We start from the raw sequence: 24,816 nt of genomic DNA on the forward strand, positions 1-24,816 counted from the left end.
GAACTTTAATGATAGCTTGGTCGGGGAATCTCTTATTTTTCTGGCCGGAAGGGGGGCAGGCGGTAGATCGAAGGGGGGCGCGGGTTGACGGGCGCCCCCCTTTATTTCGAGGCAGGAAAATTCGGGCAATCGTGCCGGGAGGGGACCGTGTCAACCTTCGGGGTCTAGGGTTTTCACCGTGGCGATGGCGGGCCTTGCCTTGGGTATGGTAAGTAAAAACCTTATGCGCGCCAGGTCGGCGAGCATCTGCAGGGAGTCGCGCAGCGGACGAACCCGGGAGGCGGGGGAGTTGGTCCAGCTGACCGGGACCTCGCAGACCTTGAATCCGTGGCGGCCGGCCAGGGCGAGGATCTCCACGTCGTAGGCGAAGCGGTCGATGCGCGCCCTGGCGAAGAGCTCGGCGGCCGAGCGGGCGCTGAAGAGCTTGAAGCCGCACTGGGTGTCGCGGAACTCCTGGATGACCAGCGACCGCACCGCCCGGCTGAAGAGTCGGCTCATCAGCCGGCGCCAGGGGGGCTGGGCCTTCAAGATGCGGCTCGCGGGGAGGGCACGGGAGCCGATGGCGATGTCGCTTCCCGTCCGGGCGAGCTCGTTGCGGAGGGAGTCGAGCTCCTCGATGGGGGTCGAGAGGTCGGCGTCGGTGACCAGCACCTCCCCGCCGCGGGCCGACAGGACCCCGGTCCTGAGCGCGTACCCCTTGCCGCGGTTGGCGGGATAGCCGATCAGCCTGAGACCCGGCACGCTCGGCGCCATCTCCCGCACGGCCTGTGCGGTGGCGTCGGTACTCCCGTCGTCGACCACCACGATCTCGGCGGGGGTCCCACGCCGGGCCAGGTAGCTCGCGATGGTCCGCAGCGTTTGCGGCAGTCGTTCTTGCTCGTTGAAAGCGGCGATCACGATGCTGGTTTCCGGAAGCATGAGAACCCCCTTCGCGCCGGCAGGCGCTTCAGTCGTTGTACTCCTTCCAGTAGATCCCGGTGCGGGCGTTGAACTTGGTGACGCTGTCGGCATCCTCCAACGTCCCGGTGAAGGCGGCGTCGTCCTCCCAGAGGATCCCCTCCGGCATCAGGACCCGGGCCAACAGGGTCCGCCCCTTGACCCTGCGGCTTCCGAGCTGGACGATCCTGGTCCCGTTCTCCCGCTGGTAGATCCTGATGGTGAAGCTTCCCCCCTCCTCGAGGTACCCGGGGGGCTCCACCGTGAAGAGATAGACCCCTTCGCCGCTCTTTTCGACCACCACCTCCCTGGTCTCTTCACCGGTCACCGCCTCGACGACCGCCACCTTCTGGGTTCGGCGGGACTCGGCCCTTCCCGGGGGCTTGGTGTGGCGAGAGATGGGATATTCCCGGAAGGCGACGGTCACCTTCAGCCCGGCTCCCCCCCGGACCACCAGTTTGAGGTCGCCGCGGAGCGGGGTGGCGGCCATCCCCGGCGGGCGGGTGGTTCCCGGCAGCCGGCGGGTTGCCTCCGCCGCCGGGAGGGGCTCCTGGCGGACCGCCTGGGCGCTCCCCTCTTCCCGGTGGCCGGGGAGTGCTTCCCTTCCCGGACGGTCACCCGGCTCCCTCGAGGCGGCCGCGGCGCGTCGGGGGAAGCTCTTCGCGGAACGGGCGGTCTTTCGTTGCGCGCCAGCCCCCTTCGGGAGGGAAGGGGGCGACAGGAGGGGCGCGACGGGCCTGCGGTCGGCCGCCGCCACCGGTGGGGAGGCAATCCGGAGGACGGGGGGCGCCGCCGGACGCGAGACCATCGGCACTACCGCCGGACGGGAGGACACCGCCGCCGGACGCGAGGCTACCGGAGTCTTGGCGGCGGGGGAGGCTCCCCTGGAGGAGCCTGTCGCCCCGGTGGCGGCCGCCGATGGCTGAGGGGGGAGTGTTTCCCCGGGCCCCCTCCGGCTCTCCATCCCGCCCCCCAAACCGGCGGCATCCATTCCCCCCTCGAGTGCCACTTTCGCCGGAGCGGCCCCGGGGTAGGTCATGGTCGGGGATGCGGTAGCCGGAAGCGGGGGATCAGGCGGCCGGGCCGCCGCAGCCCTCGGTAGCGAAGCGGGAGGGCCGAGGGGGGGCGCGATTCCCGTCTCCGGATGGGGCGCCGGGAGTACGGTCTCCTCCTCGCCGCTCCCCTCCTCCTCGGCTTGGTCCTCTTTGTCGGTGAGCACCGCCGCCGCAACGTCAGGGTGCGCAAGCCCGCCCCTTTCCGCCTGCAGGGAGGGGGGGGCCGGGGCGAACCAGTAGAGTTCGAAGGGGTGGTCGTGGCCGAGCAAGAGGTTGAAGCTGGAGCTGCTGGTTAAGAGCAGGATGAGGAGCCCGTGCAGCGCCAGCGAGGCGCCGACCGCCCCGGCCTTGTCGGTATCGCTGTCCCCGCGCGACCAGATACGTTGCATGGCTCTCCTCCGGGTCAGGCGGGATTTCGCGGGGGGGCCGGGTCACGCCAGAGGGATACGCCGGGGTGCCGGTCGATCAGCCCCTGGTAGAGCGGGATCCTCCTCACGAAGACCGAGGCGACCGGGTCGGAATGGACGAGCGCCCACTCCCGGCGCAGGGCGAGGAAACGCGTGAGCTCGGAATCGGTATCGAAGACCACCCACCCGATCCGGTGCTTGGCCAGGACCTCCTCCCACCCCGGCTGGAACCTGGTCACCCGGTAGTACTCCTTCATCAGGGCGGATCCGTACATGTCGCTTCTCCCGTCGAAGAAGACCCGGTAGCGCGGGAAGGTGCGGTAGATGAGGTAATCGCCGATCTCGTCGTTGTTGAACATGTTCCCCGGGATGTTCTCCCGCATCAGGAACTCCGCCGTCTCCACCGCTTTCACCTTCGGATCGAAGCGGTGCTCCACCTTGCCGGAGACGACGGCGACGATGACCGCGACCAGGGCGGCCGCCCCCCAGACCCCTCGGAGCCCCCCTGCATCCAGGGCGGCGAGCTTGCGGGACCGCTCGGCAAGAAAGCACGTCACCGGCGAGGGGGGAAGCTTGATGCCCCGTAAATTGCGGGAGAGGACCGGCGGGACCACCAGGGCGAACAGCGAGATGTAGCGGGCCGAGTACAGCGACATGTTGGTGAAGGCGGCCAGCAGCAAAAGGTCGGTGGCCGGGAGCCTCTTCCGGGACAGGGCCAAAAGCGCCAGCACCAGGAGGAGGAAGATCCGGAAGGAGGTCATGAAGTGGAAGTTCGGCGATAAGAATTCGGAGACGTGGTCCATGATGAAGGTGTCGCCCACCAGCTTGAAAGGGAAGAGGAGTATCCGGTAGCCGGCAGGGTTGACGAGGGAGGCGCCGAGACAGGAAAGCCCGATGGCGGCCAGCCGGCGGCAGTTGCGCCACCCCTGCTCGCGCCGGCCGGCCGCTCCGGTGGCGGTGCTGGCGGCGCATCCGGCGAGGTAGGCGGCGATCAGGATGAACCCGCCGAGGTAGCCGCCGTGCAGGTTGACCCAGAGAAGCATGAGCGGAGGGAGCAGATAGAGACGGTCGAACTTTCCGTGCCGCCACGTCTCCAGCAGGTAGTGGAAGAGGAGCATGAAGACAAAGGAGAAGACGTGGGGGCGGGAAAGCCAGTGGACCTGGAAGGAGCTCAGGGCGCAGAGGGTGAAAATACCCGCCGCCGCGGTTTGCGTGCCGTAGCTTTTCAGCACCAGGTACAGAAGGGCCGGACAGGCGGAGAGGACGGTGGCGAAGAAGGCGTCCACCGCGGTGAGCCCCCCGGCCCCGTGAAGAAGGGCCATTACCACCTCCGAGAGCCACTCGTGGGCGGTCCAGGGGAGGGGAGGGGTGTGCAGGGAGAAAATGTCGAAACGGGGGACCGAGCGGGTCCGCAGGATATACTCGCCGGCCCGGATGTGGTAGCCGGTGTCGCAGTCGCCCAGAAGCCGCCCCTTCCCGGCGAAGAAGACGATGGGGAGCGCTACCGCGAAGAAGAGTTCGCCGATGGGGGGGAGCAGGGTCACTGGCAGGGAGCGCTTGGTTTCCATATCACACCGCATGGCATCGGCCGGGGCCGGCAAGTATGAGCCTGCATGTCCAAAGGCAAACGGGATGGCGGAGGCGTCAACCGATCAGGATCACCTGGCCGACCGCGGTATCGGAGGCCGATACGGTGCCGGCGGGAAGCTCGATCACCCGGCGGCAGCCAAGATGCAGGCCGGTCACCCGGTACGGTTGGAGATGTTCTCCGATCCGGATGACGCGGTCGTCCTTGTCCAGGAAGATGACGTCGATGGGAAATCTCATGAAGAAGGTGTGCACCCCCTTGCAGGGTGAGATGAGCAGCCCCTCGCCGCGGGGGAGGTGGCTCCTGCCGAGGAGCCCGCGGGTCCTGGCGAGGAGGGTGTCGGCGACGCGCAGATCGGCCGCCAGTACCGCGCCGGAAGTGCCGTTGACGGCCCTCATCTAGCGGAACGCAGCCTCGGGCAGGATCAGGCGGATACCGACAGTGGCGATGAAGCTCGTCGGGTCGTAACTGCCGCTCTTCACCCCCGCGCTTTTCACGTCCCCGTCGAAGGCGAACAGGAACCTCCCCTCTGCGGTGAAGGCGATGCTGTCGGTGATAAAGACGTCGATCCCGGCGTTCACATGGCCACCCTCGGTCCAGTCGAGGTCGTAGTTGGTGCCGGTCACCGCCTGCTTGAGGTTCCCCTTGATGAAGTCGGCTCCCAGGCCCAGGAAGGGGACCAGGCGCCGGTCCGGAAGCAGCCGGTACTGCAGGCCGATGGCCACGTCGGTGAGCGCCGCCTCGTAGGCCTTGTTCCCGCCGATCTCCACATCGAGCCCGGGCGCCCGGGTGACGTCGACCTCGGCGGCTACCCCGCGGCCGATCCCGAAGATGAGGCCCCCCCCGGCGGCGATGCCGGTCCTCGCCATGGAGGTCGAGCTGATGAAGTCGTCTTGCACCGGAACCAGCGCCCCCGCCTTGGCGGTGACCCCGAGCCTGCCGTCGAGCGAGGCGGCCGCCGCGCTGGAAGCCATCGCTGCCAGGCCGAGTAAGACGATGATGGTGAATTTTCGCATGATGGCCTCCTGCGGTCGCAGTCCCGAAGGGATGGAAACGGCGGGTCGCACTACTGCCTGGTCACTGTCGCGGATGCGGTTTTTCCCGAGGCATCCGTTACCGAAATGGTTACCGAGCCGGTCCAGTCACCGGGGTCGGCCAGCTGCACCGATACGGTCGTCCCGTCGGCAAGCATGGTGGCGGTGACCCTCTGGGTATTGCTGGAGGAGACGGTGTAGGGCTTGCTCCCCCCGCTGATGGTGAACCGCAGCTCGGTCGCGCTGCCGAAGGCCGCCGAGGTCGGGGTGATCGCCGGGGTCGGGAGTTTCGCCGTTACCGAGTAGGTGTTCCCCACGTAGGCGATGGTGGCGGGGGTGTCGCCGCTTTCGGCCTTGAAGACCACCGCGACGGTATTGGAGCTACCTGCGGTTGGGGAGGCCAGGGTAATGGCGGCGCTGAAGATTCCCTGCCCGGCGGAGTCGGTGGTCACCGTCTGCTGGGTCGCTTCGGTGACCGGGGGCATCAGGAACCCGATGGCGACGTCGTCGGGATTGAGCGTGGTGAGGCTATAGACGCTGGCCCGGACCGGGACCCCCGGGCGCGGGTTGCCGCCGGCGTCGGTGAGCTTGAAGGGGATCAGCTGCAAGAAGGTGACCGCCGGGGCCGCACCGGGATCTATCTCCTTGGTGACCGCCGTGAGGAGGTTGGTCTGGCTTCCCGGCATGGTTCCCGCCGCGCTGGTGAACATGATGACGCTGCCGTTATTTTGGGTCTGGTTCGAGGGGGTGGTACCGGTGTCGTTGCCTTGCTGGCCGGAGGCGAGGGGATCCCTGCTGGTCCCCCCGCTGGACCCGCATCCCGTCAATGCGAGGAAACCGAGAACGATCACTGCTGCTATGACTGGTTTGTACGAGGCCATGTCGAATCTCCCTGCCATCATGGCTGCTTGATCTTGAGGCCGACCGGAGTTGCGGTGGTTTCAGGCCGGGTTAATCCCTTGCCGGCATCCACCGATGCCGGCAAGGGCGGCAAGTTACTTGCTCTTCCCCTCTCGCACGTAGCTCAGTGCCAGCTGCACCGAAATGATCAGCAGGATGAAAGTGTTGAGGTCGTAATTCATGGGATCACCTCCTTGTGTTGGGTGTCGACCGCCCCTTGCGGGGTTACCTGAAGATCTTCTGGACCTGGATTATCGCCGGCCCGAGGATGACCACCAAAAGGGCCGGGAAGATGAAGAGGATGAGCGGGAAGATCATCTTGATGGTCGTCTTGGCGGCGGCCTCCTCGGCGATCTGCCGCCGCTTGGTTCTCAGGCTGTCGGCATGGGTGCGCAGGGCTTGGCTCAGGCTGGTCCCGAAGCGCTCGGTCTGGGTCAGGGTGGAGGCGAAGGACCGGACGTCCTCCACCTGGGTTCGCTCTGCCATGTGACGCAGCGCCTCGATGCGTGGTTTCCCCGCCCGGGTCTCCATGGTGGCGAGCCGAATCTCGCGGGCCAGGGCGTTGTTGTCGAACTGCGGGGTCTCGGTCGCCCGCATCAGCGCGGCGTCCATGCTGAGCCCCGCCTCCACGCAGACGGTGACCAGGTCCAGGATGTCCGGCAGGGTGTGGAAGATCTCGACCTGGCGCTTGTTCTTCTTCAGGTAGAGCCAGTAGGTCGGGACCAGGTACCCGACGGCGAGCCCCCCGGCGGTAGTCAGGATGGATTGGGTGGTGAAGCAGGTCCCCCGGGGGATGGCATAGGCCAGGTACCCCGCGGGGAGCACGCACGCCAGGAGGATCTTGCTCCCCAAAAGGAGAGCCACCGATTCCTTCCGGTAGCCGGCCGCCACCAGCAGGGCTGCGTACTTGGAGTGATCCTTCTCGGGAAGCTTCACCTTTTCCCCGATCCTGCTCAACTTGTAGGCCCAGGTGCCGGACTCCTTCAGCTTGGGCGTTGGCCGCTTCTCCGGGACAAGCCCCTTGAGCCGCTCGAGCAGCATGCTCCTTCTCAAAAGCAACTGGTAGGAGGACACCCAAAAGAGGAGGACCACCGCCGAGAAAACGAGCAACGTGATGAAATACACCATGGCCTTTCCCCTAGATCTGGATCCGGATGATTCTTCTGATGACCATCAGGCCGAACAGCTGCAGCACCGTCGCGAAGACCACGATGTAGATCCCCATAGGCTCCGTGAAGAGGGCCTTTTCGTACTCGGGATAGACGAAACTGATGGTGACGAAGGAGGCGATCGGGAGCCCGCCCAGCACGTACCCCGACATCCTTCCCTGGGCAGTGAAGACCCGCACCTGTCTCCTGATCCTCAGCCGCTCACGGATGGTGAGGGCGAGCTTGTCCAGCACGTCGGAAAGGTTGCCGCCTATTTCCGTGTTGATGGAGACCACGGTGGTGAAAAACCTGAGGTCGAGGCTGTCGAGCCGGCCGTTGAGTTCCGCCAGGGCGTCGGTAAGCCTAAGCCCCAACTGCTGCTGGTCGTAGGCGAGCTTGAAGAGATCCCCCACCGGAGGGGCGAGCTCCTGACCGACCAGCTGGATGGCGGTGGTAAAGGAGTGCCCGGCGCGCAGGGAGCGGGCGATCATGGTCAAGGCGTCGGGAAACTGCTCAGTGAACTTCTCCAGGCGTATCTGGGCCCTGATCTTCAGGAAGAGGTCTCCCGCCAGTACGGTCGCCACCGACGCAGCCAGCCCCAAAAGGAGCGACTTCACCAGCAGCACTACCAGCAGCAGCACCACCAGGGCCGCGGCGAACATGCCGGCGACGAAGAGCGAGACGGTGACGGCGAGCCCGGCCCGGTCGAGCTTTACCGAGAGATTGCGGGTGAGCGGGAAGCGGGCGAAGAAGAGGTCGGTCGGCTTGGCCTCCTTGGCGATCTCCGCCTTGAGCTCCTCCGGCACCGCCTTGGGGGAGACGCGGGAGAGTTGCTGGAGGCGTCTTTTGAGTTCCGCCCGCGGGGATGCGCTACGCTCCCTCCAGGCGAGCCAGAGGGCCACGAAGGCGCAGAAAGCGGTGAGGAAGATGAGTACCGCGACGTGGAGAAGCACGGCCGCCTCCTAGTTGTCGAAGATACCCGGGGGAAGCTGGTAGCCGAATACCTTGAAGCGCTGCACGAAGTGGGGACGGACGCCGGTGGCCTTGAACTCCCCGATCACCTTGCCGTCCTTGTCGATCCCTTTCTGGTCGAAGATCATGACGTCGTGCATGACGATGGTGTTCCCCTCCATGCCGGTGATCTCGGAGATCTTGACGATCTTTCTGGTCCCGTCGGAGAACCGCACGAGCTGCACCACCAGGTTGAGGGCCGAGGCGATCTGCTCCTTGATGGCCTTCTCCGGGAGGTCGAGGCCGGCCATGAGCACCATGGTCTCCAGCCTCGAGAGCGCGTCGCGGGTGGTATTGGCATGCACGGTGGAGAGCGAGCCATCGTGGCCGGTGTTCATGGCCTGGAGCAGGTCGAGCGCCTCGCCGCCGCGCACCTCGCCGATGACGATCCGGTCGGGGCGCATCCTCAGGGCGTTTTTGAGGAGGTCGCGCTGGGTCACCTCCCCCCTCCCCTCGATATTGGGGGGGCGGGTCTCCAGGCGCACCACGTGCTCCTGCTTCAGGTGGAGTTCGGCCGAGTCTTCGATGGTGACCACCCGCTCGCTGTGCGGGATTGAGCCCGAGAGGGCATTCAGGAGGGTGGTCTTGCCGGTCCCGGTTCCCCCCGATACCAGGATGTTCAGCCTGGTCTTGACCGCCCCCTCCAAAAGCTCGGCCATCCGCTGGTCGAGCGCCCCCACCTTGATCAGGTCGGGCATGCCGAGAGGATCGCGGCCGAAGCGGCGGATGGAGAGGACCGGCCCGTCCAGGGCCAGCGGAGGGATGATCACGTTGACACGGGAGCCGTCGGGGAGCCGGGCGTCCACGTAGGGCGATGACTCGTCGATTCGGCGCCCCACCTTGGAAACGATCCGCTCGATGATCTGCATGAGGTGACTGTTGTCCCGGAAGCAGACGTCGGTCTTTTGCAGCTTCCCACCCTTCTCGATGTAGACCTTGGAGCAGTTGTTGACCAGGATGTCGGAGATCTGGTAATCGGCCAGCAGCGGTTCCAGGGGGCCAAGGCCAAAGGTCTCGTGCTGGATCTCCACGATGAGCCGGTCCCTCTCCATCTGGTTGAGCGGGATCCCCTCCCCGATGATTAGGTTCTCGATGATGCTCCCGATATCCTTGAGGACTTCGCTCCCCCCCATGAGGTCCATCTTGCTCAGGTCGATGCGGTCGATCAGGCGGCGATGGATCCGGATCTTCATGTCCTGGAAGTACTCGGCCTCCGCGCTGGTCGCCTGCACACTCGGTATCTTGAAGGGATCGTTGGTCAGCATCGCTTTCTCCTTTGCCGCTTTTCTCTTCCTTCCGCCCCTAGGCCTCCGGCGATGAGGGGGAGTCTCCGCCACCGGCTACTCCTTGATCCGGTTGGCGAGCCCCTGGATCGCCTTGCTGACCGGCGAGCGGGGGGCCAGCTTGACCACCGGGATCCCCTTGTTGATCGAGTTGACCACGTCCAGGTATTCGTTGGGGATCGACTGGTAGACGTTTCTCCCGAGCACCTTTTCGGCGTCCTTCAACTGGATGTCGGACTTCGGCTGGTAGCGGTTGATGACCAGTTTCACGAGGTCGGCGCCGAACCCTTTGCGCTCCATGGCGCAGAGGTAGCGCTTGGTGTTCTTGAGGGCCGGCAGGCTCAAGGTGGTGGTGAAGAGGATCCGGTGGGCGCTCGAGAAGATCGCCAGGTTGCAGCCGGCCAACTGCCCGACGCAGTCGACCACCACGTACCCGAAGATGCCGCGCAAAAGCTCCAGTACCCGCTGTACCTGGTCCGGGGTGATGGAGGTCGCCTCGTCCACCTCGACCGGTTCGGTAAGCACGAAGGGGCCGGAGACGTGGCGGGTCATCACGCTCATCAGGAAGTTCGCGTCCAGCCGCTGAACGTTGGTGGTGACCGAGCTCAGCGTGTAGGTCGGGTTCACGTTGAGGAAGGTGTTGACGTCGCCCGCTTCCAGGTTCAGGTCCACCAGCGCAACCTTGGTCCCCTCCTCGGCCAGGGCCGCCGCCAGGTTGACCGCGACCGTGGTGGTTCCCATGCCGCCGATCGGGTTGTAGACCGCGATGATCTCGCCCGCCGCCATCTCCTCTCCGGGGGGGGGGAGGAGGAATCGGCCGACCTTCTGCAGGGACTGCTTCAGCTCCTCCTGCCCGATCGGCCGCAGCAGGTACTCCACCGCCCCGGCCCGCATGATGGAGAGGAACCACTCGACGTTCTTCTCCGACGAGCAGGCAATCACTGAGACCCGCGGGTACTTGAGGGTGATGAACTGGACGTCCTTGATCCCCTGCTCGATGCTGTCGACCCCCAGGATCACCACGTTGGGCGAGGCCTTCTGGATGGTGAGCGCCCCGTCGGCGAAGTTGTCCACCGAACCGGCGAGGGTCACTGTTTCAGAGTAGGGCCTCAGGGTGCTGGCGATGGACTCCCTCGACTGCTCGTCCTTGTCGATGATCACGATGGAGAATTGCGAAGCCATGGCAGCCAAGCCTCCTTAATCGGCACTCTCCCGCTCGAAGGGGCTGGCTCGTGCCTGGCCCCTCGTTGCGCCTCCGTTTCCCCCTCGCGGCAGAGGTGGTCGACGGCTAGGGCCGGGATCAGCTCCCGGTCGGCATCCAGTTCAGTTCCTTGACGTCTTCGGGGTCCGGCTCCCGGTCGGTGGGGAGTTCCGGCTCCGCGTCTGGCGGGTTGGGATCGACCAGCTTGGGGGTGATGAAGAACACGAGCTCTTTCTCCCGGCGCTCGCTGTCGGTGGAGCGGAACAGGGCACCGAGGATGGGGATGTCCCCCAGGACCGGGATCTTGGACATGGTCTTTATCTGCTCCTCCTGGAGCAGCCCTGCCAGCACCAGGCTCTCGCCATCCTTGAGCTGGACGCTGGTCCTGACGTCTCGGGTGTCGATGATGGGGTAGCCGTTCACCGACAGGGTCCCGGAGATGCTGCTCACCTCGGCCGGGTCGATCTTCAGGTTGATGGCGCCGTTTTCCAGTACCTCGGGCTTGAACCTCAGCTTGACCCCCACCGTCTCGAAGACGATGGAAGAGGTGGCGGCCCCGCCGGTACTGACCAGCACGTTGTAAGGGATCTTGCTCCCGGCCAGGAAGTCCCCCTCCTGCCCGCTCTTCACCATGAGGTTCGGCTCGGCCAGGATCTTGGCGAGCCCCTTGGTCGACAGCGCCTGCAGCACCGCCCCCACCCCGCCGGGGAAGTAGGAGACGCCAACCTGGAAGGCGCTCAGCGGATCAAACCCCCCGAGCCCGGACGGGCCGTTGGCGTTGATGCCGGGGGCCGAGGTCTCCGTTGAGGTCGTGCGGGAAATGGTGGTGGTGGCGCTGACGGGGGCCCCGGCGAGGTTAAGGAACCCTTCGCCATGGTTCCCCTTGACCAGCACGCTTAGCCCGAGTTTCTTCAGGGAGGTCTTGTCAACCTGGGCCACCTTCACCTGGAGGAGCACTTGGGGCGGGTTATCGACGGCGATCTGGTTGATGACCTTGCCGCTGTAGATCTTCGCCATGTCCTCGGCCCTTTTGGAGGTCAGCTCGTTGGCGACCGTGCCGGAAAGGACCAGGGTGTCCTTCGCGTATTGGGCGACGATGTCGTCGTCAGGGGCTAGCTCGTCGAGCCGCGACTGGATCGCCTCGTCGTCCCCCACCACGTTGACGGTGTAAAAGACCGGCTCGCTGCCGGTGTCCTCCCAGACCAGGAGGTTGGTGGAGCCGATCTTCTTGCCGTTTATCTGCAGGTAGTTGGGCTGGAAGGACTTGGGAACGTCGATGACTTCAGGATCGCTGATGGTCACGTACTTGTACTTCGCCTTCTTGTCGGCCGGGCGCAGGATGGCGGTTTTGCCCTGCTTCACCGTGATGACGACGCCGGCCTCGGCGGGGAGGGGGGCGAGGCCGGCCAGGAGACAGGCGGCGATAACCAGTACCAGCAACGATCTGCAGCGGATGAGATTCATGGTCTACCTCGATTCATGAAGGTCTTGGTTGGCTCATTCCGTGTAGTGCCATGACATCTTTTCGGTCCCCTTGACCACCTCGAGCGTGTAGCCGGGGGAGGAGGTCTTCACTATGCTCACCTGCTTCGCCGGCTGTTTTGCGGCCGCCTTGGCCGCTGTGGCAGGGGGAGGCGCGACCAGGGGGCGCTCCGCCCCTCCCAGCACCTTGGCGATGGTCGCCCCCTTGGAATCCACCGCTCCGCTGTCGGCGATATTTCTCAGCAGCAGTTGCAGCGATCCCTTGCTCGCGGAGAGCACCAGTTTTTCAGCGTCTGCCGGGACCAGGTCCAGGGTAACCGTGGGTACCACCGCAGGTTTCCCTTCCCTCTGGTCGGTGATCTGCCCGGTCGCCAGGATCGGTACGTTCTCGAGGATGATCTTGCTGACGCTTTCCTTGTCGTTGTTGGGAAGGGAGGTGGTCACCACGATGTCTACCCGGTCGTTGGGGGTGAGGAAACCCGCCACCCCCGCGACCTCGTTGACCGCCACCGTCACCGCCCGGTGTCCGGGAGGTACCACGTAGGTCATGAAGCCGCTCCCTTGTGCGCCGGCCTTGGGCTTTAGCTTCTGCTCGGTGACCGCGTCCCCCCCGGCGATCGGGCGGATGGCTACCCGCCCCACCAAGGTCTCAGGGGTCTGGGCGCTCCCCGGCGGAATGCTGTCCTTGGGCCAGGAGGTTACCTTGAGTTGTGCCCCTTAGAGGGGGGGTCCAATCGGGATGTCGCTCTTCGCCACCACGATCTTCTGGGGCTGCACCGCCTTCACGCTACTCACCTCTTGCTGGAGGTAGTTGTAGGTGAGCCAGGCTGCGGCCCCCGCGAAGACGACCGCGGAGGCGGAGACGATTATCACGGCGGAGTTCTGGCGCGTCATCGGTCACTCCTTTTGCCGGCTTTCCACCGCTGGTCCGCCGCGACGGTTGGATGGCGGATGGCAACCGGTGCGGCGGGATGGGGCAATCCGGGATGCCCCGGAAGGATTCTCCAGGTGAGTGGTCCGCTGGTACCACGTATTCGTTGTCGAGGGATCCGGCTCGGCCGCAGGAGAGAACTCCGGCTCCCGCCGGTCCTATGAGGGAGTTGCAGCCGCCAGCAGAGGTGAAGGTGTCCTTTCAGCTTGGACAGCCTGATCGGCCTCTGCAGGGGGAACTGGTCTCCTCCTGCAGAGGCGATGACAGTCCGTCAATTGTGCAGGTTATTGTTGATGGTGCTGAAGGTGCTGGCGGCCTGGCTACCGATGCCCCTGACGGCGGCGATCACCACTACCGCGATCAGCACCAGTATCAGCGCGTATTCCACCAAGCCTTGTCCTTTCTCGTTCCGTAATGCCTTCTCATACGCATTTCTCAGGTGAGCTAGCATATCCTTTCTCCTTTTTTTGATTGATGAAAGTGGTGGTGACACCACTCGTGACAACAGTTACCGAAGACCCTCATTGGTCATGTCTCGTCCAGTCCCCGCTCCCGGTCGTTGAGTGACCTCCGCGACATAGCCTGGCCCCAGGTCGCGGATTTTTTCTTGGCAATTCCTTCCGGACTGGATCGGGCTCCTTCGCTCACCCAAGGACGTTTCCCGTCATGACAGCAGGCGGGCAACCGATGTCTCCTGCCTCCCGGCTCGGCACAACAGTGGGGACCGGGCTGTCGGATGGCCACGATACTGCTGCAAGTGAAGGCGGTGTCCGTGAGAGTTTGTGGAATTAGAAAAGATTAATGCAAATAGTACGGCGGTCCCGCAAATCTGCAAGCGGAAATTTTTTTCGCCTCCGCGTTCAAATCGCCGATAAATAAGTATAATTTTGAATTAAAATGTGCCAATGTTTTCGGCCCACTCATCGAAACGAGACGGAATAACAAGGTTTTTTCCCTCTCCTAGCGGACAGACCTCGTCATCGAAAGGAGGAAGGGCTATGCGGACGTTTTCTCCCCCTCAGGTACCGACCACCCTTGAAGAGGCAGGGCTCGAGCGTTCCTTCGCCGAGGAACTGGTACTGAAGCACCTCTTCTTTCTCGGCGAGTTCAAGATGACCGACGTTGCCGAGCGGGTGAAATTGCCGGTATCTCTGGTCGAACTGATGCTGGAGGATCTCCACAAGGAGAAGCTGCTGGAGATCCGGGGGGCGGCAACCTACACGAAGACCTCCTACCTCTTCCGGCTGACCGAGGCGGGGCGCAGGAAGGGGCAGGATCTGCTCGATCTCTGCCGTTACACCGGTCCGGCGCCGGTATCGATCAAGGAGTACCGCCGCGTGGTGCAGGCGCAGACCGTGAAGGGAGCCCTTGGTGGGGAGGACACCCTGAAGAGCGCGCTGTCACACCTCGTCCTCAACGACAGCGTGCTGAGGCGCCTGGGGCCCGCCATCATCTCGGGGCAGGCGGTCTTCATTTACGGCCCGTCGGGCAACGGGAAGACCTCGATCGCCGAAGCCATCGGGCGGGCGCTCCCCGAGGAGGTCTACATTCCGTACGCCGTCCAGGTGGGGGGGCAGGTGATAAGCGTCTTTGACCCCGCCTGCCACGAGGTGGTGGCGCCGGGGGGGGAGGGGGGAACAACGGACAGCCGGTGGGTTCTCATCAAGAGGCCGGTCATCAACGTCGGCGGGGAGCTGACCCTGAGGATGCTGGAACTGAGCTTCGACCCGGTCTCCAAGTACTACGAGGGATCGCTGCAGATGAAGGCCAACAACGGCGTCTTCATCCTGGACGACTTCGGACGCCAGCAGATCGACCCCCTCAGCATCCTCAACCGTTGGCTGGTCCCCCTGGAGCGTCAGGTCGACCACATCACCCTGCAGACCGGCATGAAGGTGCTCATTCCGTTCGACGTGTTGGTGATCATCTCGACGGACCTGGAGCCGAAGGACCTCGTTCACGAGGCCTTCCTGAGGAGGCTTCACTACAAGATCAGGATCGATCGTCCCACCGAGGACGAGTACCTGACGATCTTCAAGGCGGCCTGCGAGGAGCACGGGATCGAGTTCAGGGAGGATGTTTACCGCTACCTGAACGATCACTGGTACGGCAGCCAGAAGGTGGAGCGGAGTGCCTGCCACCCCCGCGACCTGATCAACCTGATCCTGACCGACTCCTCGTTTTACGACCGGCCGCCGCAGCTTACCCTGGAAAGTGTCACCGAGGCCTGTCGGGATTACTTCGCCTAGAGTCGAAAGCTATGGTGAGGGAGGAAGGGGATGAGAAATGAAAGTGGACAGGCTACTGTAATCGAACTGGCGTTGATACTGCCGGTGCTGCTCGCGTTTCTCTTTGGCGTGGTGGACTATGGGAGGGTCATGCATGCTAGGAATACCCTGGTCAATGCGGCACGCGCCGGAGCCAGGACGGCGGTGCTGACACCGGGACTGCTCCCGCAAAGTTCCACTGCCGTCGGTTCGGGGAGTTCCACCACCGCCGTCGCGGTGGCGGGTGCGCTGGCGCCATTGCAGAACAGTGACGGCACCGTCCCACCGTCCATCACCTACCAGATTTCCCTGGCCAATGCCGGCGGGCGGAGCGTGACTGGGGCTGCACAGCCGGGGAACCAGGTGACAGTGACGGTCAATTATGGTCAGTTCCCGATGATCACCCCGCTAAACGCAATGCTTGCCATGCTGATCAACGGGCAGCCGCAAGGGAGTAACCAACTCTCCATCTCAGGCCAGGCAGTGATGAGGTACGATTAGGTGGGGGCGATAGTGCAGGCAGGGGGACCGAATGGGCGGCGGCAGGAGAGATGATCAGCGAGGGTTTATCCTTATCATGCTGGCGGGGGGATTGTTCCTCCTGCTCTTCATTATGGCGGCTTTGGCGATCGACGTCGGGAGAGGGTACGTAGCGAAGGCGGAGCTGCAAAACGCCGCCGATGCCGCCGCCCTGGCTGGCGTCGCAAGGGTCTATCCCCTTTATCAAAACAGTACCAATTGGAGTGCTGTCGAGGGCGAAGCGTCTAATTTCGTTCCGGCAAACAGGGCGGATGGCAAAAGCTTGGTCTCCGCTGACGCAGTAGTTGGCGGCTATTGGAATTATTCGACCTCCCAATTCACACCCCGCACGCAAGTGCCGCCACCCGGTGCGGTGTTGGCGGTGCAGGTGACCATCAGGAAGAGCTCAACCAATTCAAACGGTCCCGTACCAGCCATGTTCGCTAAGGTGGTCGGGTGGAAGGGGTTCGAGCCTCAGGCTTCATCGATTGCCGCCCTCTCTCAGCCTAGACAGATCTTTCCCCTCGCCATCAGCGGGTGCCTTAGGGACCAAGCCGTCAACGTTGGCGGCCCGACCAACGTCACCCTCACCGGTGCCTTTCCTTACAGGGGTTCTTTGGCTGCGCAGGGGACGACCCCGGCCGGTGTCTGGACGAGCCTCAGCGGAACCAACACGAACGCGAACCTGTTAAGAAGCTACATCCAGTACCTTGAAAACCCCGCCGATCCCCAGGCGGAGCCGATCCCAACGGTTAAACAGGGCGACACCATCGCGGTCGGGGCCAGCGGCCAGATGAACAGCGTATATCTTGAGGTCGCCAACCTCATCGCGGCTGGCAAAACCCGATTCCGGATGCCGTACGTCGAGTGCCCCCTACCTAGTGGCAGCGCCACCGTGGTCGATTTTGTCGAGGTAGAGCTGAAGCCGGACAGCTCCGGTTCGAACATCTCCGGGCGGCTTTTTCCCGTGCAGTTGGCGAAGTAGGCGATGCCTTCCCCTTGCTCCTTTCGTAAGACCAGTTACTTCAGCAGGCGAAGGGGCTTAGCGCCCCGTCACCCGGCCCAGTTCGCCTGCGAATTCCCCTGGGTCACCGCTGGGCAGCCGGCAACTCCGGTTTTCGCAGACGTACGCCATCCCCCGGTCACCGGCTGATTTCCCATCGAGCAGCGGCACCAGCCGGGCTGCCCCAAGGAGTGGCTCTCCCTCTTCGATTACCACCAAGCTCCGGTTGGGGAGAAAAACCGATCTCAGTTTGTCGATCAGCGGTTTGGCGGCTTCGGGATTCCCGGCGGGGGTAACAATGACCACTTCGACGGGCTGGCTGTCCATCAGGTCAAGGTCGATCAACATTTCCGAGCGTGCGGCCGGTGCGACGGAAAGCTGGGAGGCGAAAAATTGAGCCGCCTGCACCGCCACCTCGCGAAAGGCCCGGTCCCCGGTCAGCTCTCCGAGCCTCAGGAGGTTCATGATCATCACCGAGTTCCCCGAGGGGATGACACCGTCAAAGGCTGGCTTCTCGCTGGCGATAAGGGTCTCATGGCGGGGCCCGGTCAGGAAGAAGCCTCCCTGGTCGCGGTCTTCGAATTGGCTCCGCACCTCGGCCGTCAACTCCAGCGCCTGCCGCAGCCAGCGTTCCTCGCCGCAGACCTCGAACAGGTCGATCAGGCCGGCGATCAGGAAGGCATAGTCGTCCAGAAAGGCCTCACCCTTGGGGGTCCCCCCCTGGTGGCTGTGGGCGAGCATTCCCTCCGGCATCATCTCGGTAAGGAGGAAGTCGGCCGCCCGCCGCGCCTGCTCCACCGCCTCCGGGTCGTCCAGAACGAGACCTCCCCTGGCGAAGGCGGAGATGACAAGCCCGTTCCATGAGCAGAGGATCTTCTCGTCCCTTAAAGGCCGCGGGCGGCGGTTGCGCGCCTGGTAGAGAAGATCCCTCGACTCCTTTAGGATCTTCCGGGTCTGTTCCTGCGAGAGCCCTGTCTCCCAGGCCACCTCGGCAGCCATTCTCGCACGGTGCAAGATGCTGCGCCCCTTGAAGTTCCCCTCTGCCCCCACCCCGTAGTAAAGTGCGACCACCCTGCTCCTCTCCCCCCCCAAGACAGCGGCCAGTTCCTCGGGCGTCCAGGTGAAGAAGAAACCTTCCTCCCCCCGTCCGTTCTCCGCCAGGCTGTCGGCGTCGGTAGCGGCAAAAAAGGCGCCTCCCGGGGCGGCCATATCCCGCCTGAGGTAGCGAAGGATGTCCCGTGCCACCTCGGCCAGTTCCGGTTCGCCCAGCAGCTGGTACCCCTCCAGATAGGTGATAGCCAAAAGGGCGTTGTCGTACAGCATCTTCTCGAAGTGCGGGATCAGCCAACGCTCGTCGGTCGCGTAGCGATGGAACCCCCCTCCCACTTGGTCATGAATGCCACCCGCGGCCATACGCTGCAGGGAGAGCCAGATCATCTGCAACAGTTCGGTGTCACCTTGGTCGTGGTAGGCCCTCATCAGGAGGCGGAGGGGGAGGGAACTGGGGAACTTCGGCGCCCCGGCGATGCCGCCGTTGACCGCGTCGAACCGCTCGCGGTAGGGATCCACCGCGCGGTGAAGGGAAACAGTCTCGCTCCCCCCTCCGGTGGCGGGGGTGAGCATGCCGCGCACCGCGGCGCTGACCTGGAAGGCCGCCTGCGTGATGCGGCCGGGGTCGGCGTGGTACGCCTCCCGCAGCCGCATCAGCAGCGACTGAAACCCGATGCCGCGGTTGTTGTTGAAGGGGGGGAAGTAGGTGCCGCCGTAGAAGGGGCGGCGGTCGGGGGTGAGGAAAACGTTCAGCGGCCACCCCCCCTGGGCTCCCATGGCGTGGACGGCGGTCATGTAGACGGAGTCGATGTCGGGGCGCTCTTCACGGTCGACCTTGATGGCGATGTAGTTCTCGTTGAGGAGGCGGGCGATCTCCTCGTTCTCGAAGGATTCCTCCTCCATGACGTGACACCAGTGGCAGGTGGCGTAGCCGATGCTGACCAGTACCGGTCTTTGGAGGGTCCGGGCAAGTTCGAATGCCTCGTCCCCCCACGGGAACCAGTTGACCGGGTTGTGGGCGTGCTGAAGCAAATAGGGGCTGCTCTCCAGGAACAGCCGGTTCGTGTACCTGGCCCATCCGTCGCCGGCGAGGTGACGGGTGCGCGGCAGATAGCGCTCTCCGCGTTGAATGCGCATCTCCTCAAAGGCGGATCGCGGTGGCTGTGGAAGCTGAGAGGTGCCGGGGAGGTCCGGATAACGTTCTGCGAGGGGGCTTGCCATATGTTCTCCTGGAAGAGGCCGGTGGTGGCGGTACCCGGACGGCGTTTTGCTCGCCGGATGCCTTATTATAACAGCCAAGGAGAGGCTCCGTCAGGGCGGTCGGTGGTCGGCCGGAGAGACCGGGAAGGTGGGATTCTGCAGCGCGGGTGGTGTTGCCATTGCGAGCCAGCGGGTATAATGATTTGAAAATTCCAATCTGCATTTGTCGAGAATCGGGAGGAGCCTCCGTGTCTGTATCAGCGAGAGTCCATCACCTGCGGGAAGAGCACGGCCACGCCCGCCTGCTGCGCGCCATCCCTATCTTCTCCAGTCTCGATCAGGAGGAGTTTCACGAGGTGCAGCGGAGGATCGTGGAGAAGCGCTTCCACAAGAACCAGGTGGTCTTGATGGAGGAGGACACCGCCCACTACATGTACATCGTTTTCAGCGGCAAGGTTCGCGTGGTGCATGTTGGCAGCGACGGCAGCGAGCGGATCCTCGCCGTCCACAAGCGGGGGGACATCTTCGGCGAAATGGCGCTGCTCGATGCCCAGACCGCTCCCGCCACCGTGATCGCCATGGAGGATGCCGAGATCGGCCTCCTCTCCAAGGCCAACTTCGACAGCTTTCTCCTCAACAACGACAAGGTTCTCCTCCAACTGGTCGCCATACTCTGCCGCCGGCTGCGCGAGGCCCAGCTGGTGCTCAAGGCCATCGCCCTCCCGGACGCCGAGATGCGTCTTCGCTCGATTCTAAATCACCTGAGCCTGCTGCACGGCGTGCGCGATGACCGCGGCATTGTCATTGCCCTGCGTCTCACCCACAAAGAACTCGCCGGCTACACCTCGGTATCGCGTGAGACCGTCACCCGCCTGCTCCACCGGATGTCGGAAGAGGGGGACCTGGAGATGCTCGAGAACCGCACCATCCTTTTGAAGCCCGCCTTCCAGGAGAAGCTCCAACTGCTTTGAAACCCGTCGTTTTTGCTCGCCGCCCCCACCGGCATCGCCTTGACACTCCCGATCCGAAAGTTATACTTTGTTTATAAATTAGATCGTATTAATGTTATCGGTGCTCCGTTTTTCATGAAGATTCCAAACATCCGACCAACAGTTAGTTCGATCTATCTCTCCTTTTCTCAGCGTACCCAGATTGGCTCCCCGAGGAGCCGCCGGCGAACCCGCCCACACGAGCGGGGAGGGGAACTGTTTTTTCTCAGCCCGGATTCGATGAGGCACGTGATGACGCGTAGCGTTTGGAAAAATAGTTCGTGGTTACGGAAGCTGGCCCGCCACAGACGCCGCCTGTCGGCGGGGCCGGGAGCGCTGGAGCACGGGCTTTATCCGGTCCAGCTCTTCCGGGAGCGATTGATCCAGGAAAGGAGGAGGGCGGAGAGGTCACAACGCCCCCTCCTGGTCATGGTGCTGGATGCGGAGCGGCTGGCCCTCGTGGAAGGGGAGGGGCACGTTACCGACACCCTCGGAGACGGCGTCCACACCGTGCTCAGGGGGACGGACATCTGTGGTGTCCTCAAGGAGGGAGCCCTGGTCGGGGTGATCCTCACCGAGATTGAGCCGGAAAAGGTGGAAGCCGCCAAAAGGATCGTCACCAACAAGACTCGGGAGAGCCTCGCCTCACTGCTCTCGGCGGACCTCGCCAACCGGGTCGTCATCAGCTTCCGCATCTACCCGGGGCCGGGCGGGGGGGACATCGACATAACCTTCTACCCCGAGCTGATCGATCGGCACTGGAGCGGCGGCGACCTGGTCAAGCGCTCCATCGACATCCTGGGAAGCATCGTGGGCCTCATCCTCTTCTCTCCCCTCATGACCCTCCTGCCGGTGCTCATCAAGCTAGGCTCCAAGGGGCCGGTCTTCTTCACCCAGGAGCGCATCGGGCGCAACGGCCGCAAGTTCAAGATGCTGAAGTTTCGCTCCATGTACCTGGACAACGACGACGTCATCCACCGCGAGTACGTGAAGCAGCTCATCAGGGGTATAAACCCCGGAGCCGACGGGGTCTTCAAGATCCGTTCCGACCCGCGGGTTACCCCGGTAGGGAGGTATCTCAGGAAGTACAGCCTGGACGAGCTGCCGCAGTTCTTCAACGTGCTCAAGGGGGACATGTCGCTGGTTGGGCCGCGCCCTCCCATCCGCTACGAGGTCGAGCACTACCAGGGGTGGCAGCGTAACCGTCTGATGGGGAAGAAGCCGGGCATCACCGGGCTTTGGCAGGTCACCGGGAGGAGCAGCACGACCTTCGAGGAGATGGTGAGGCTGGACCTGAGGTATCTGCACGGTTGGAGTATCCGGCTGGATCTCAAGATCATCCTGCGGACCCCAGCCGCCATGCTCAAGGCCAAGGGGGCCTACTAGGCTTCCGCGCAAAAAGGGGTACGACCATGATCAACATCGGGGTGATCGGTTACGGCTACTGGGGACCCAACGTGGCGAGAAATTTCCACGAGACGCCGGGGGCACGGGTGGTGGCGGTCGGTGACAGCGACGAGGGCGCCCTCAGGCGCGCCTCCCAAAGGCACCCGGAAAGCAGGATGGTGAAGAACTACCGGGAGGTTCTCAAGGCCCCGGACGTGGACGCGGTGGCCATCGTCACCCCGGTCTCCACCCACTTCGAGATGGCCATGGAGGCCCTCGACAACGGCAAACATGTCTTCATCGAGAAGCCGTTCACCGCCTCTTCCCCCCAGGCCCAGGCCCTGATCGAGCTCGCCGACCGCAGGGGGCTGAAGATCATGGTCGACCACACCTTCCTCTTCACCGGGGCCGTGCAGAAGATGAAGGAGCTGATCGACGAGGGGGTGCTGGGGGACCTATACTACTTCGACTCCATCCGGGTCAACCTCGGCCTCTTCCAAAAAGACGTCAACGTGGTCTGGGACCTCGCCCCCCACGACCTCTCGATCATGGATCACCTGATCGCCAAGGACCCGGTCGCGGTGATGGCCACCGGGGTGGCGCACTTCCACAACGACCTGGAGGATGTCGCCTACATCACCGTCTACTTCCCGGACAACGTCATCGCCCACTTGAACGTCAACTGGCTCTCGCCCGTCAAGATTCGCACCACCTTGATCGGCGGCCAGAAGAAGATGCTGGTCTGGAACGACCTGGTGAGCGATGAGAAGATCCGGGTCTACGACAAGGGGGTGGAGGGGCTTGAGGGATTCCAGCAGGAGAGCCTGGAGGCGGCCCACGGGCGGCGGGTGAGCTACCGCAGCGGGGACATGTGGGCTCCCAAGGTGAACCAGGTGGAAGCGCTCAAGGGGGAGGCTGCCTACTTCGTCGATTGCCTCGAGAAGAACCTCACCCCGAAAAACGACGGGAGAGCAGGGCTGCGGGTGGTCCGCATGCTGGAGGCCATCGTACAATCCCTCAAGCAGGGGGGCGCACTGGTGCGGATCTAGGTGCCCTACCTAGGTGCCCTACCGGAGGATCTCTTCATGGAATGCTACCTTTCCATAACCGGCGACGTCAGGCTCGGGGAAAACGTCAGGCTTGCCACCTTCATCAATCTCTACGGCTGCAGCATCGGGGACAACACCAAGATCGGCGCCTTCGTGGAGGTGCAGAAAAACGCCCGCATCGGGCGCAACTGCAAGATCTCCAGCCACACCTTCATCTGCGAAGGGGTCGAGATCGAGGACAACGTCTTCATCGGCCACAACGTCACCTTCATAAACGACATCTACCCGAGGGCCACCACTGCCGACGGGACCCTCCAGACCGAGAGCGACTGGCGGGTCGGGAAGACGCTGGTGAAAGAAGGGGCTTCCATCGGCTCCAGCGCCACCCTCCTTTGCGGCATCACCATCGGCGAGGGGGCCATCGTCGGGGCCGGCAGCGTGGTGACCAAGGACGTACCACCGTACTGCGTGGTCGCGGGAAACCCGGCCCGTATCCTGAGGACCATCGACAAGGAGAGCCGTGATGAACGTACCATTTCTCAACCTCAAGGCACAGTATGACGCCATCGGCTGCGAAGTCGACCAGTCGATCCGCGAGGTCCTTTCAAGCTGTTCCTTTTCGGGGGGGCCCTTCGTCGAGAGATTCGAAACGGAGTTCGCCCATTACTGCGGCTGCTGCTGTGCGGTGGGGGTGGGGAGCGGCACCGAGGCGCTCTGGCTCGCCCTCCTCGGAATGGGGGTAAAGGCGGGGGACGAGGTAATCACGGCTCCCAACAGTTTCATCGCCACCGCCGAGGCCATTTCCCTTTGCGGCGCCGAACCGGTCTTCGTCGACGTAGACGAGGAGAGCTACACCATGGATGCAGCCTCCCTAGAGGCCGCCATCACCTCTCGCACCAAGGTAATCATTCCGGTGCACCTGTTCGGGCAAATGGCAGACATGGACCCCATCCTGGAGATCGCGAACCGCCACGGCATCGCGGTGGTGGAGGACGCCTGCCAGGCCCACGGTGCCACCTACAAGGGGAGGCGGGCCGGTTCCCTGGGAGTGGCAGGGTGCTTCAGCTTCTATCCCGGCAAGAACCTTGGCGCGTACGGTGAGGCGGGCTGCGTGGTGACCTCCAGCCCGGAGCTGGCGGAACAGATCAGGATGCGGCGTGACCACGGCCAAGCCAGGAAGTACTACCACCGGATGATCGGCATCAACGGCAGGATGGACGGCATCCAAGGGGCGGTGCTCAGCACCAAGCTCAAGTACCTGGACGCCTGGAACGAGGCGAGGAGAGCCCACGCGGCGGAGTACGAGCGGCTGCTGGGCGGGGTCTCCCCGCTAACCACCCCGGTCGAGATGCCGTACGGCCGTCATGTCTACCATATCTACGCGGTCAGGGTCCCCAAAAGGGTGCTCCTTATGAGTGCGATGGCGGCCAAGGGGATCTCCTGCGGGGTCCATTACCCCGTCCCGATCCATCTCCAGGACGCCTACGCGTTCCGCGGGGAGAAGGGGCGCTACCCGGTGACCGAGCGCTGCGCGGAGGAGCTCCTCTCCCTGCCGATGTTCCCGGAGTTGACCGGGGAGCAGATCGGCTACGTGGCGGAGCAGTTGAAGGAGTTGACGGCGGAAGGATAGCCGGGGCGAGAGCCGCTCCGGCGGCAAAGTTCAGCGGTGCGGGAGGTGGCCATGAGAGTCCTGCAGATCCTCTTGGTGGTAAGCGTCGTGCTGATGACCGCGGCCTGCTCGACCACGGTGACAGGTAAAGCCGGCACCTGGAAGGTCCCCTCCTACCCGGCCAGGGAGTACCGGATTCAGCCCGGGGACCAGCTCGAGGTCAAGTTCTTCTACAACCCCGAGTTGAACGAGCAGCTGGTGGTCCGCTCGGACGGCCGGATCACGCTGCAGCTCATCAACGAAATCGTGGCGGCGGGGCTCACCCCCTCCGAGCTTACCGCCTCGCTGACCCGCGCCTACTCCGGCGAGCTCTCCAACCCCAAGATCGCCGTCATCGTTCGGGTCTCGGTCGGCGACCGGGTCTACGTCGATGGGGAGGTCAACCGGGCGGGGCTTGTCCAACTGGTGGGACCGACCACCGTGCTGCAGTCGATCGCCCAGGCGGGTGGCATGAAGGAGTCGGCCCGCAGCGGCGAGGTGATCGTCCTGCGGCGGGGCGATGACAGCAAGATCAGCGTGATCGCCGTGAACCTCGACGATGCCCTGACCGGCCATGACGTCGGGCAGGACATGCTCCTTAGGCCCAACGACATCGTCTACGTCCCCCGTTCCGCCATTTCCAACATCAACGTCTGGGTGGACCAGTACATCAGGAAGAACGTTCCGGTACCGATCGGCCTGGGCTACACGGTCAACTGACACCGTCGC

At 63.9% G+C, this 24,816-nt stretch carries 23 protein-coding genes and 1 pseudogene; 9 read left to right on the forward strand and 15 right to left on the reverse strand.

Features of this window, described 5'->3' with window-relative positions:
• Positions 1-150: 150 nt before the first annotated feature.
• From ACYVL5_RS11690 to ACYVL5_RS11755, 14 genes and pseudogenes are all read right to left on the reverse strand, one after another.
• Positions 151-918: a dolichyl-phosphate beta-glucosyltransferase gene (locus tag ACYVL5_RS11690; RefSeq protein WP_460595753.1), complete on the reverse strand. Its 768-nt coding sequence runs from the start codon at positions 916-918 to the stop codon at positions 151-153.
• A gap of 28 nt (positions 919-946) precedes the next feature.
• On the reverse strand, positions 947-2,380 hold the full coding sequence (locus ACYVL5_RS11695) for a hypothetical protein (protein ID WP_460595754.1): 1,434 nt from the start codon (positions 2,378-2,380) through the stop codon (positions 947-949).
• A 14-nt stretch (positions 2,381-2,394) separates the two neighbouring features.
• The gene (locus tag ACYVL5_RS11700; protein WP_460595755.1) at positions 2,395-3,966 is read right to left on the reverse strand and encodes a hypothetical protein; all 1,572 of its coding nucleotides are present in this window, start codon (positions 3,964-3,966) and stop codon (positions 2,395-2,397) included.
• Between the two features lie 76 nt (positions 3,967-4,042).
• Positions 4,043-4,384 (reverse strand): DUF192 domain-containing protein, encoded by a 342-nt coding sequence (locus ACYVL5_RS11705; RefSeq protein WP_460595756.1) that lies wholly within the window; start codon positions 4,382-4,384, stop codon positions 4,043-4,045.
• On the reverse strand, positions 4,385-5,002 hold the full coding sequence (locus ACYVL5_RS11710) for an outer membrane beta-barrel protein (RefSeq protein WP_460595757.1): 618 nt from the start codon (positions 5,000-5,002) through the stop codon (positions 4,385-4,387).
• 50 nt (positions 5,003-5,052) lie between these two features.
• On the reverse strand, positions 5,053-5,901 hold the full coding sequence (locus tag ACYVL5_RS11715) for a hypothetical protein (protein WP_460595758.1): 849 nt from the start codon (positions 5,899-5,901) through the stop codon (positions 5,053-5,055).
• Positions 5,902-6,145: 244 nt separating this feature from the next.
• Positions 6,146-7,048 (reverse strand): type II secretion system F family protein, encoded by a 903-nt coding sequence (locus ACYVL5_RS11720; protein ID WP_460595759.1) that lies wholly within the window; start codon positions 7,046-7,048, stop codon positions 6,146-6,148.
• Positions 7,049-7,058: 10 nt separating this feature from the next.
• Positions 7,059-8,021 carry a type II secretion system F family protein gene (locus tag ACYVL5_RS11725; RefSeq protein ID WP_460595760.1) on the reverse strand — a complete coding sequence of 321 codons (963 nt, stop codon included), beginning with the start codon at positions 8,019-8,021 and terminating at the stop codon, positions 7,059-7,061.
• Between the two features lie 9 nt (positions 8,022-8,030).
• Positions 8,031-9,344 (reverse strand): CpaF family protein, encoded by a 1,314-nt coding sequence (locus ACYVL5_RS11730; protein ID WP_460595761.1) that lies wholly within the window; start codon positions 9,342-9,344, stop codon positions 8,031-8,033.
• A 75-nt stretch (positions 9,345-9,419) separates the two neighbouring features.
• Positions 9,420-10,544 carry an AAA family ATPase gene (locus ACYVL5_RS11735; RefSeq protein ID WP_460595762.1) on the reverse strand — a complete coding sequence of 375 codons (1,125 nt, stop codon included), beginning with the start codon at positions 10,542-10,544 and terminating at the stop codon, positions 9,420-9,422.
• A 118-nt stretch (positions 10,545-10,662) separates the two neighbouring features.
• The gene (locus ACYVL5_RS11740; RefSeq protein WP_460595763.1) at positions 10,663-12,027 is read right to left on the reverse strand and encodes a type II and III secretion system protein family protein; all 1,365 of its coding nucleotides are present in this window, start codon (positions 12,025-12,027) and stop codon (positions 10,663-10,665) included.
• Positions 12,028-12,060: 33 nt separating this feature from the next.
• Positions 12,061-12,747, reverse strand: a pseudogene (gene cpaB / locus ACYVL5_RS11745) (Flp pilus assembly protein CpaB); the annotation flags it as partial.
• Positions 12,748-12,762: 15 nt separating this feature from the next.
• A complete protein-coding gene (locus tag ACYVL5_RS11750) occupies positions 12,763-12,939 on the reverse strand; it encodes a hypothetical protein (RefSeq protein WP_460595764.1) in 177 nt (58 codons plus the stop codon).
• A gap of 308 nt (positions 12,940-13,247) precedes the next feature.
• Positions 13,248-13,364 carry a Flp family type IVb pilin gene (locus ACYVL5_RS11755; RefSeq protein ID WP_460595765.1) on the reverse strand — a complete coding sequence of 39 codons (117 nt, stop codon included), beginning with the start codon at positions 13,362-13,364 and terminating at the stop codon, positions 13,248-13,250.
• Positions 13,365-13,974: 610 nt separating this feature from the next.
• Here ACYVL5_RS11755 and ACYVL5_RS11760 point away from each other — a divergent pair.
• From ACYVL5_RS11760 to ACYVL5_RS11770, 3 genes are read left to right on the forward strand one after another with little or no spacing between them, the layout of a single operon-like run.
• Positions 13,975-15,225, forward strand: coding sequence for an ATP-binding protein (locus ACYVL5_RS11760; protein WP_460595766.1), 1,251 nt, complete (start codon positions 13,975-13,977; stop codon positions 15,223-15,225).
• Positions 15,226-15,255: 30 nt separating this feature from the next.
• Entirely contained in the window at positions 15,256-15,744 is a 489-nt protein-coding gene (locus tag ACYVL5_RS11765; protein ID WP_460595767.1) for a TadE/TadG family type IV pilus assembly protein, read from the forward strand.
• Between the two features lie 31 nt (positions 15,745-15,775).
• Positions 15,776-16,747: a pilus assembly protein TadG-related protein gene (locus ACYVL5_RS11770; RefSeq protein WP_460595768.1), complete on the forward strand. Its 972-nt coding sequence runs from the start codon at positions 15,776-15,778 to the stop codon at positions 16,745-16,747.
• Between the two features lie 57 nt (positions 16,748-16,804).
• Here the strand turns inward: ACYVL5_RS11770 and ACYVL5_RS11775 are convergent, their stop codons facing one another.
• Entirely contained in the window at positions 16,805-18,952 is a 2,148-nt protein-coding gene (locus tag ACYVL5_RS11775; RefSeq protein WP_460595769.1) for a thioredoxin domain-containing protein, read from the reverse strand.
• Between the two features lie 311 nt (positions 18,953-19,263).
• Here ACYVL5_RS11775 and ACYVL5_RS11780 point away from each other — a divergent pair, with 311 nt between their 5' ends.
• The 6 genes from ACYVL5_RS11780 (at position 19,264) to ACYVL5_RS11805 (ending at position 24,807) form a co-directional block, all read left to right on the forward strand.
• Positions 19,264-19,986 carry a Crp/Fnr family transcriptional regulator gene (locus ACYVL5_RS11780; RefSeq protein ID WP_460595770.1) on the forward strand — a complete coding sequence of 241 codons (723 nt, stop codon included), beginning with the start codon at positions 19,264-19,266 and terminating at the stop codon, positions 19,984-19,986.
• 270 nt (positions 19,987-20,256) lie between these two features.
• Positions 20,257-21,390, forward strand: a complete 1,134-nt coding sequence (locus ACYVL5_RS11785) for a sugar transferase (protein WP_460595771.1) — start codon at positions 20,257-20,259, stop codon at positions 21,388-21,390.
• A 26-nt stretch (positions 21,391-21,416) separates the two neighbouring features.
• Positions 21,417-22,439 carry a Gfo/Idh/MocA family protein gene (locus ACYVL5_RS11790; RefSeq protein WP_460595772.1) on the forward strand — a complete coding sequence of 341 codons (1,023 nt, stop codon included), beginning with the start codon at positions 21,417-21,419 and terminating at the stop codon, positions 22,437-22,439.
• Between the two features lie 36 nt (positions 22,440-22,475).
• Positions 22,476-23,000 carry an acyltransferase gene (locus tag ACYVL5_RS11795; RefSeq protein ID WP_460595773.1) on the forward strand — a complete coding sequence of 175 codons (525 nt, stop codon included), beginning with the start codon at positions 22,476-22,478 and terminating at the stop codon, positions 22,998-23,000.
• Complete coding sequence (locus ACYVL5_RS11800) at positions 22,963-24,069, forward strand: DegT/DnrJ/EryC1/StrS family aminotransferase (protein WP_460595774.1); 1,107 nt, start codon at positions 22,963-22,965, stop codon at positions 24,067-24,069. The genes ACYVL5_RS11795 and ACYVL5_RS11800 overlap by 38 nt, the downstream gene beginning before the upstream one ends.
• A 51-nt stretch (positions 24,070-24,120) precedes the next feature.
• A complete protein-coding gene (locus tag ACYVL5_RS11805) occupies positions 24,121-24,807 on the forward strand; it encodes a polysaccharide biosynthesis/export family protein (RefSeq protein ID WP_460595775.1) in 687 nt (228 codons plus the stop codon).
• Positions 24,808-24,816 lie beyond the last annotated feature (9 nt).

This window comes from Geomonas sp. Red276 (assembly GCF_054784495.1).

Coding starts and splice junctions, on each gene's coding strand:
- ACYVL5_RS11690 (WP_460595753.1), bottom strand. CDS start 918: ATGCTTCCGGAAACCAGCATCGTGATCGCCGCTTTCAACGAGCAAGAA.
- ACYVL5_RS11695 (WP_460595754.1), bottom strand. CDS start 2,380: ATGCAACGTATCTGGTCGCGCGGGGACAGCGATACCGACAAGGCCGGG.
- ACYVL5_RS11700 (WP_460595755.1), bottom strand. CDS start 3,966: ATGGAAACCAAGCGCTCCCTGCCAGTGACCCTGCTCCCCCCCATCGGC.
- ACYVL5_RS11705 (WP_460595756.1), bottom strand. CDS start 4,384: ATGAGGGCCGTCAACGGCACTTCCGGCGCGGTACTGGCGGCCGATCTG.
- ACYVL5_RS11710 (WP_460595757.1), bottom strand. CDS start 5,002: ATGCGAAAATTCACCATCATCGTCTTACTCGGCCTGGCAGCGATGGCT.
- ACYVL5_RS11715 (WP_460595758.1), bottom strand. CDS start 5,901: ATGGCCTCGTACAAACCAGTCATAGCAGCAGTGATCGTTCTCGGTTTC.
- ACYVL5_RS11720 (WP_460595759.1), bottom strand. CDS start 7,048: ATGGTGTATTTCATCACGTTGCTCGTTTTCTCGGCGGTGGTCCTCCTC.
- ACYVL5_RS11730 (WP_460595761.1), bottom strand. CDS start 9,344: ATGCTGACCAACGATCCCTTCAAGATACCGAGTGTGCAGGCGACCAGC.
- ACYVL5_RS11735 (WP_460595762.1), bottom strand. CDS start 10,544: ATGGCTTCGCAATTCTCCATCGTGATCATCGACAAGGACGAGCAGTCG.
- ACYVL5_RS11740 (WP_460595763.1), bottom strand. CDS start 12,027: ATGAATCTCATCCGCTGCAGATCGTTGCTGGTACTGGTTATCGCCGCC.
- ACYVL5_RS11750 (WP_460595764.1), bottom strand. CDS start 12,939: ATGACGCGCCAGAACTCCGCCGTGATAATCGTCTCCGCCTCCGCGGTC.
- ACYVL5_RS11760 (WP_460595766.1), top strand. CDS start 13,975: ATGCGGACGTTTTCTCCCCCTCAGGTACCGACCACCCTTGAAGAGGCA.
- ACYVL5_RS11765 (WP_460595767.1), top strand. CDS start 15,256: ATGAGAAATGAAAGTGGACAGGCTACTGTAATCGAACTGGCGTTGATA.
- ACYVL5_RS11770 (WP_460595768.1), top strand. CDS start 15,776: ATGGGCGGCGGCAGGAGAGATGATCAGCGAGGGTTTATCCTTATCATG.
- ACYVL5_RS11775 (WP_460595769.1), bottom strand. CDS start 18,952: ATGCGCATTCAACGCGGAGAGCGCTATCTGCCGCGCACCCGTCACCTC.
- ACYVL5_RS11785 (WP_460595771.1), top strand. CDS start 20,257: ATGACGCGTAGCGTTTGGAAAAATAGTTCGTGGTTACGGAAGCTGGCC.
- ACYVL5_RS11790 (WP_460595772.1), top strand. CDS start 21,417: ATGATCAACATCGGGGTGATCGGTTACGGCTACTGGGGACCCAACGTG.
- ACYVL5_RS11795 (WP_460595773.1), top strand. CDS start 22,476: ATGGAATGCTACCTTTCCATAACCGGCGACGTCAGGCTCGGGGAAAAC.
- ACYVL5_RS11800 (WP_460595774.1), top strand. CDS start 22,963: ATGAACGTACCATTTCTCAACCTCAAGGCACAGTATGACGCCATCGGC.
- ACYVL5_RS11805 (WP_460595775.1), top strand. CDS start 24,121: ATGAGAGTCCTGCAGATCCTCTTGGTGGTAAGCGTCGTGCTGATGACC.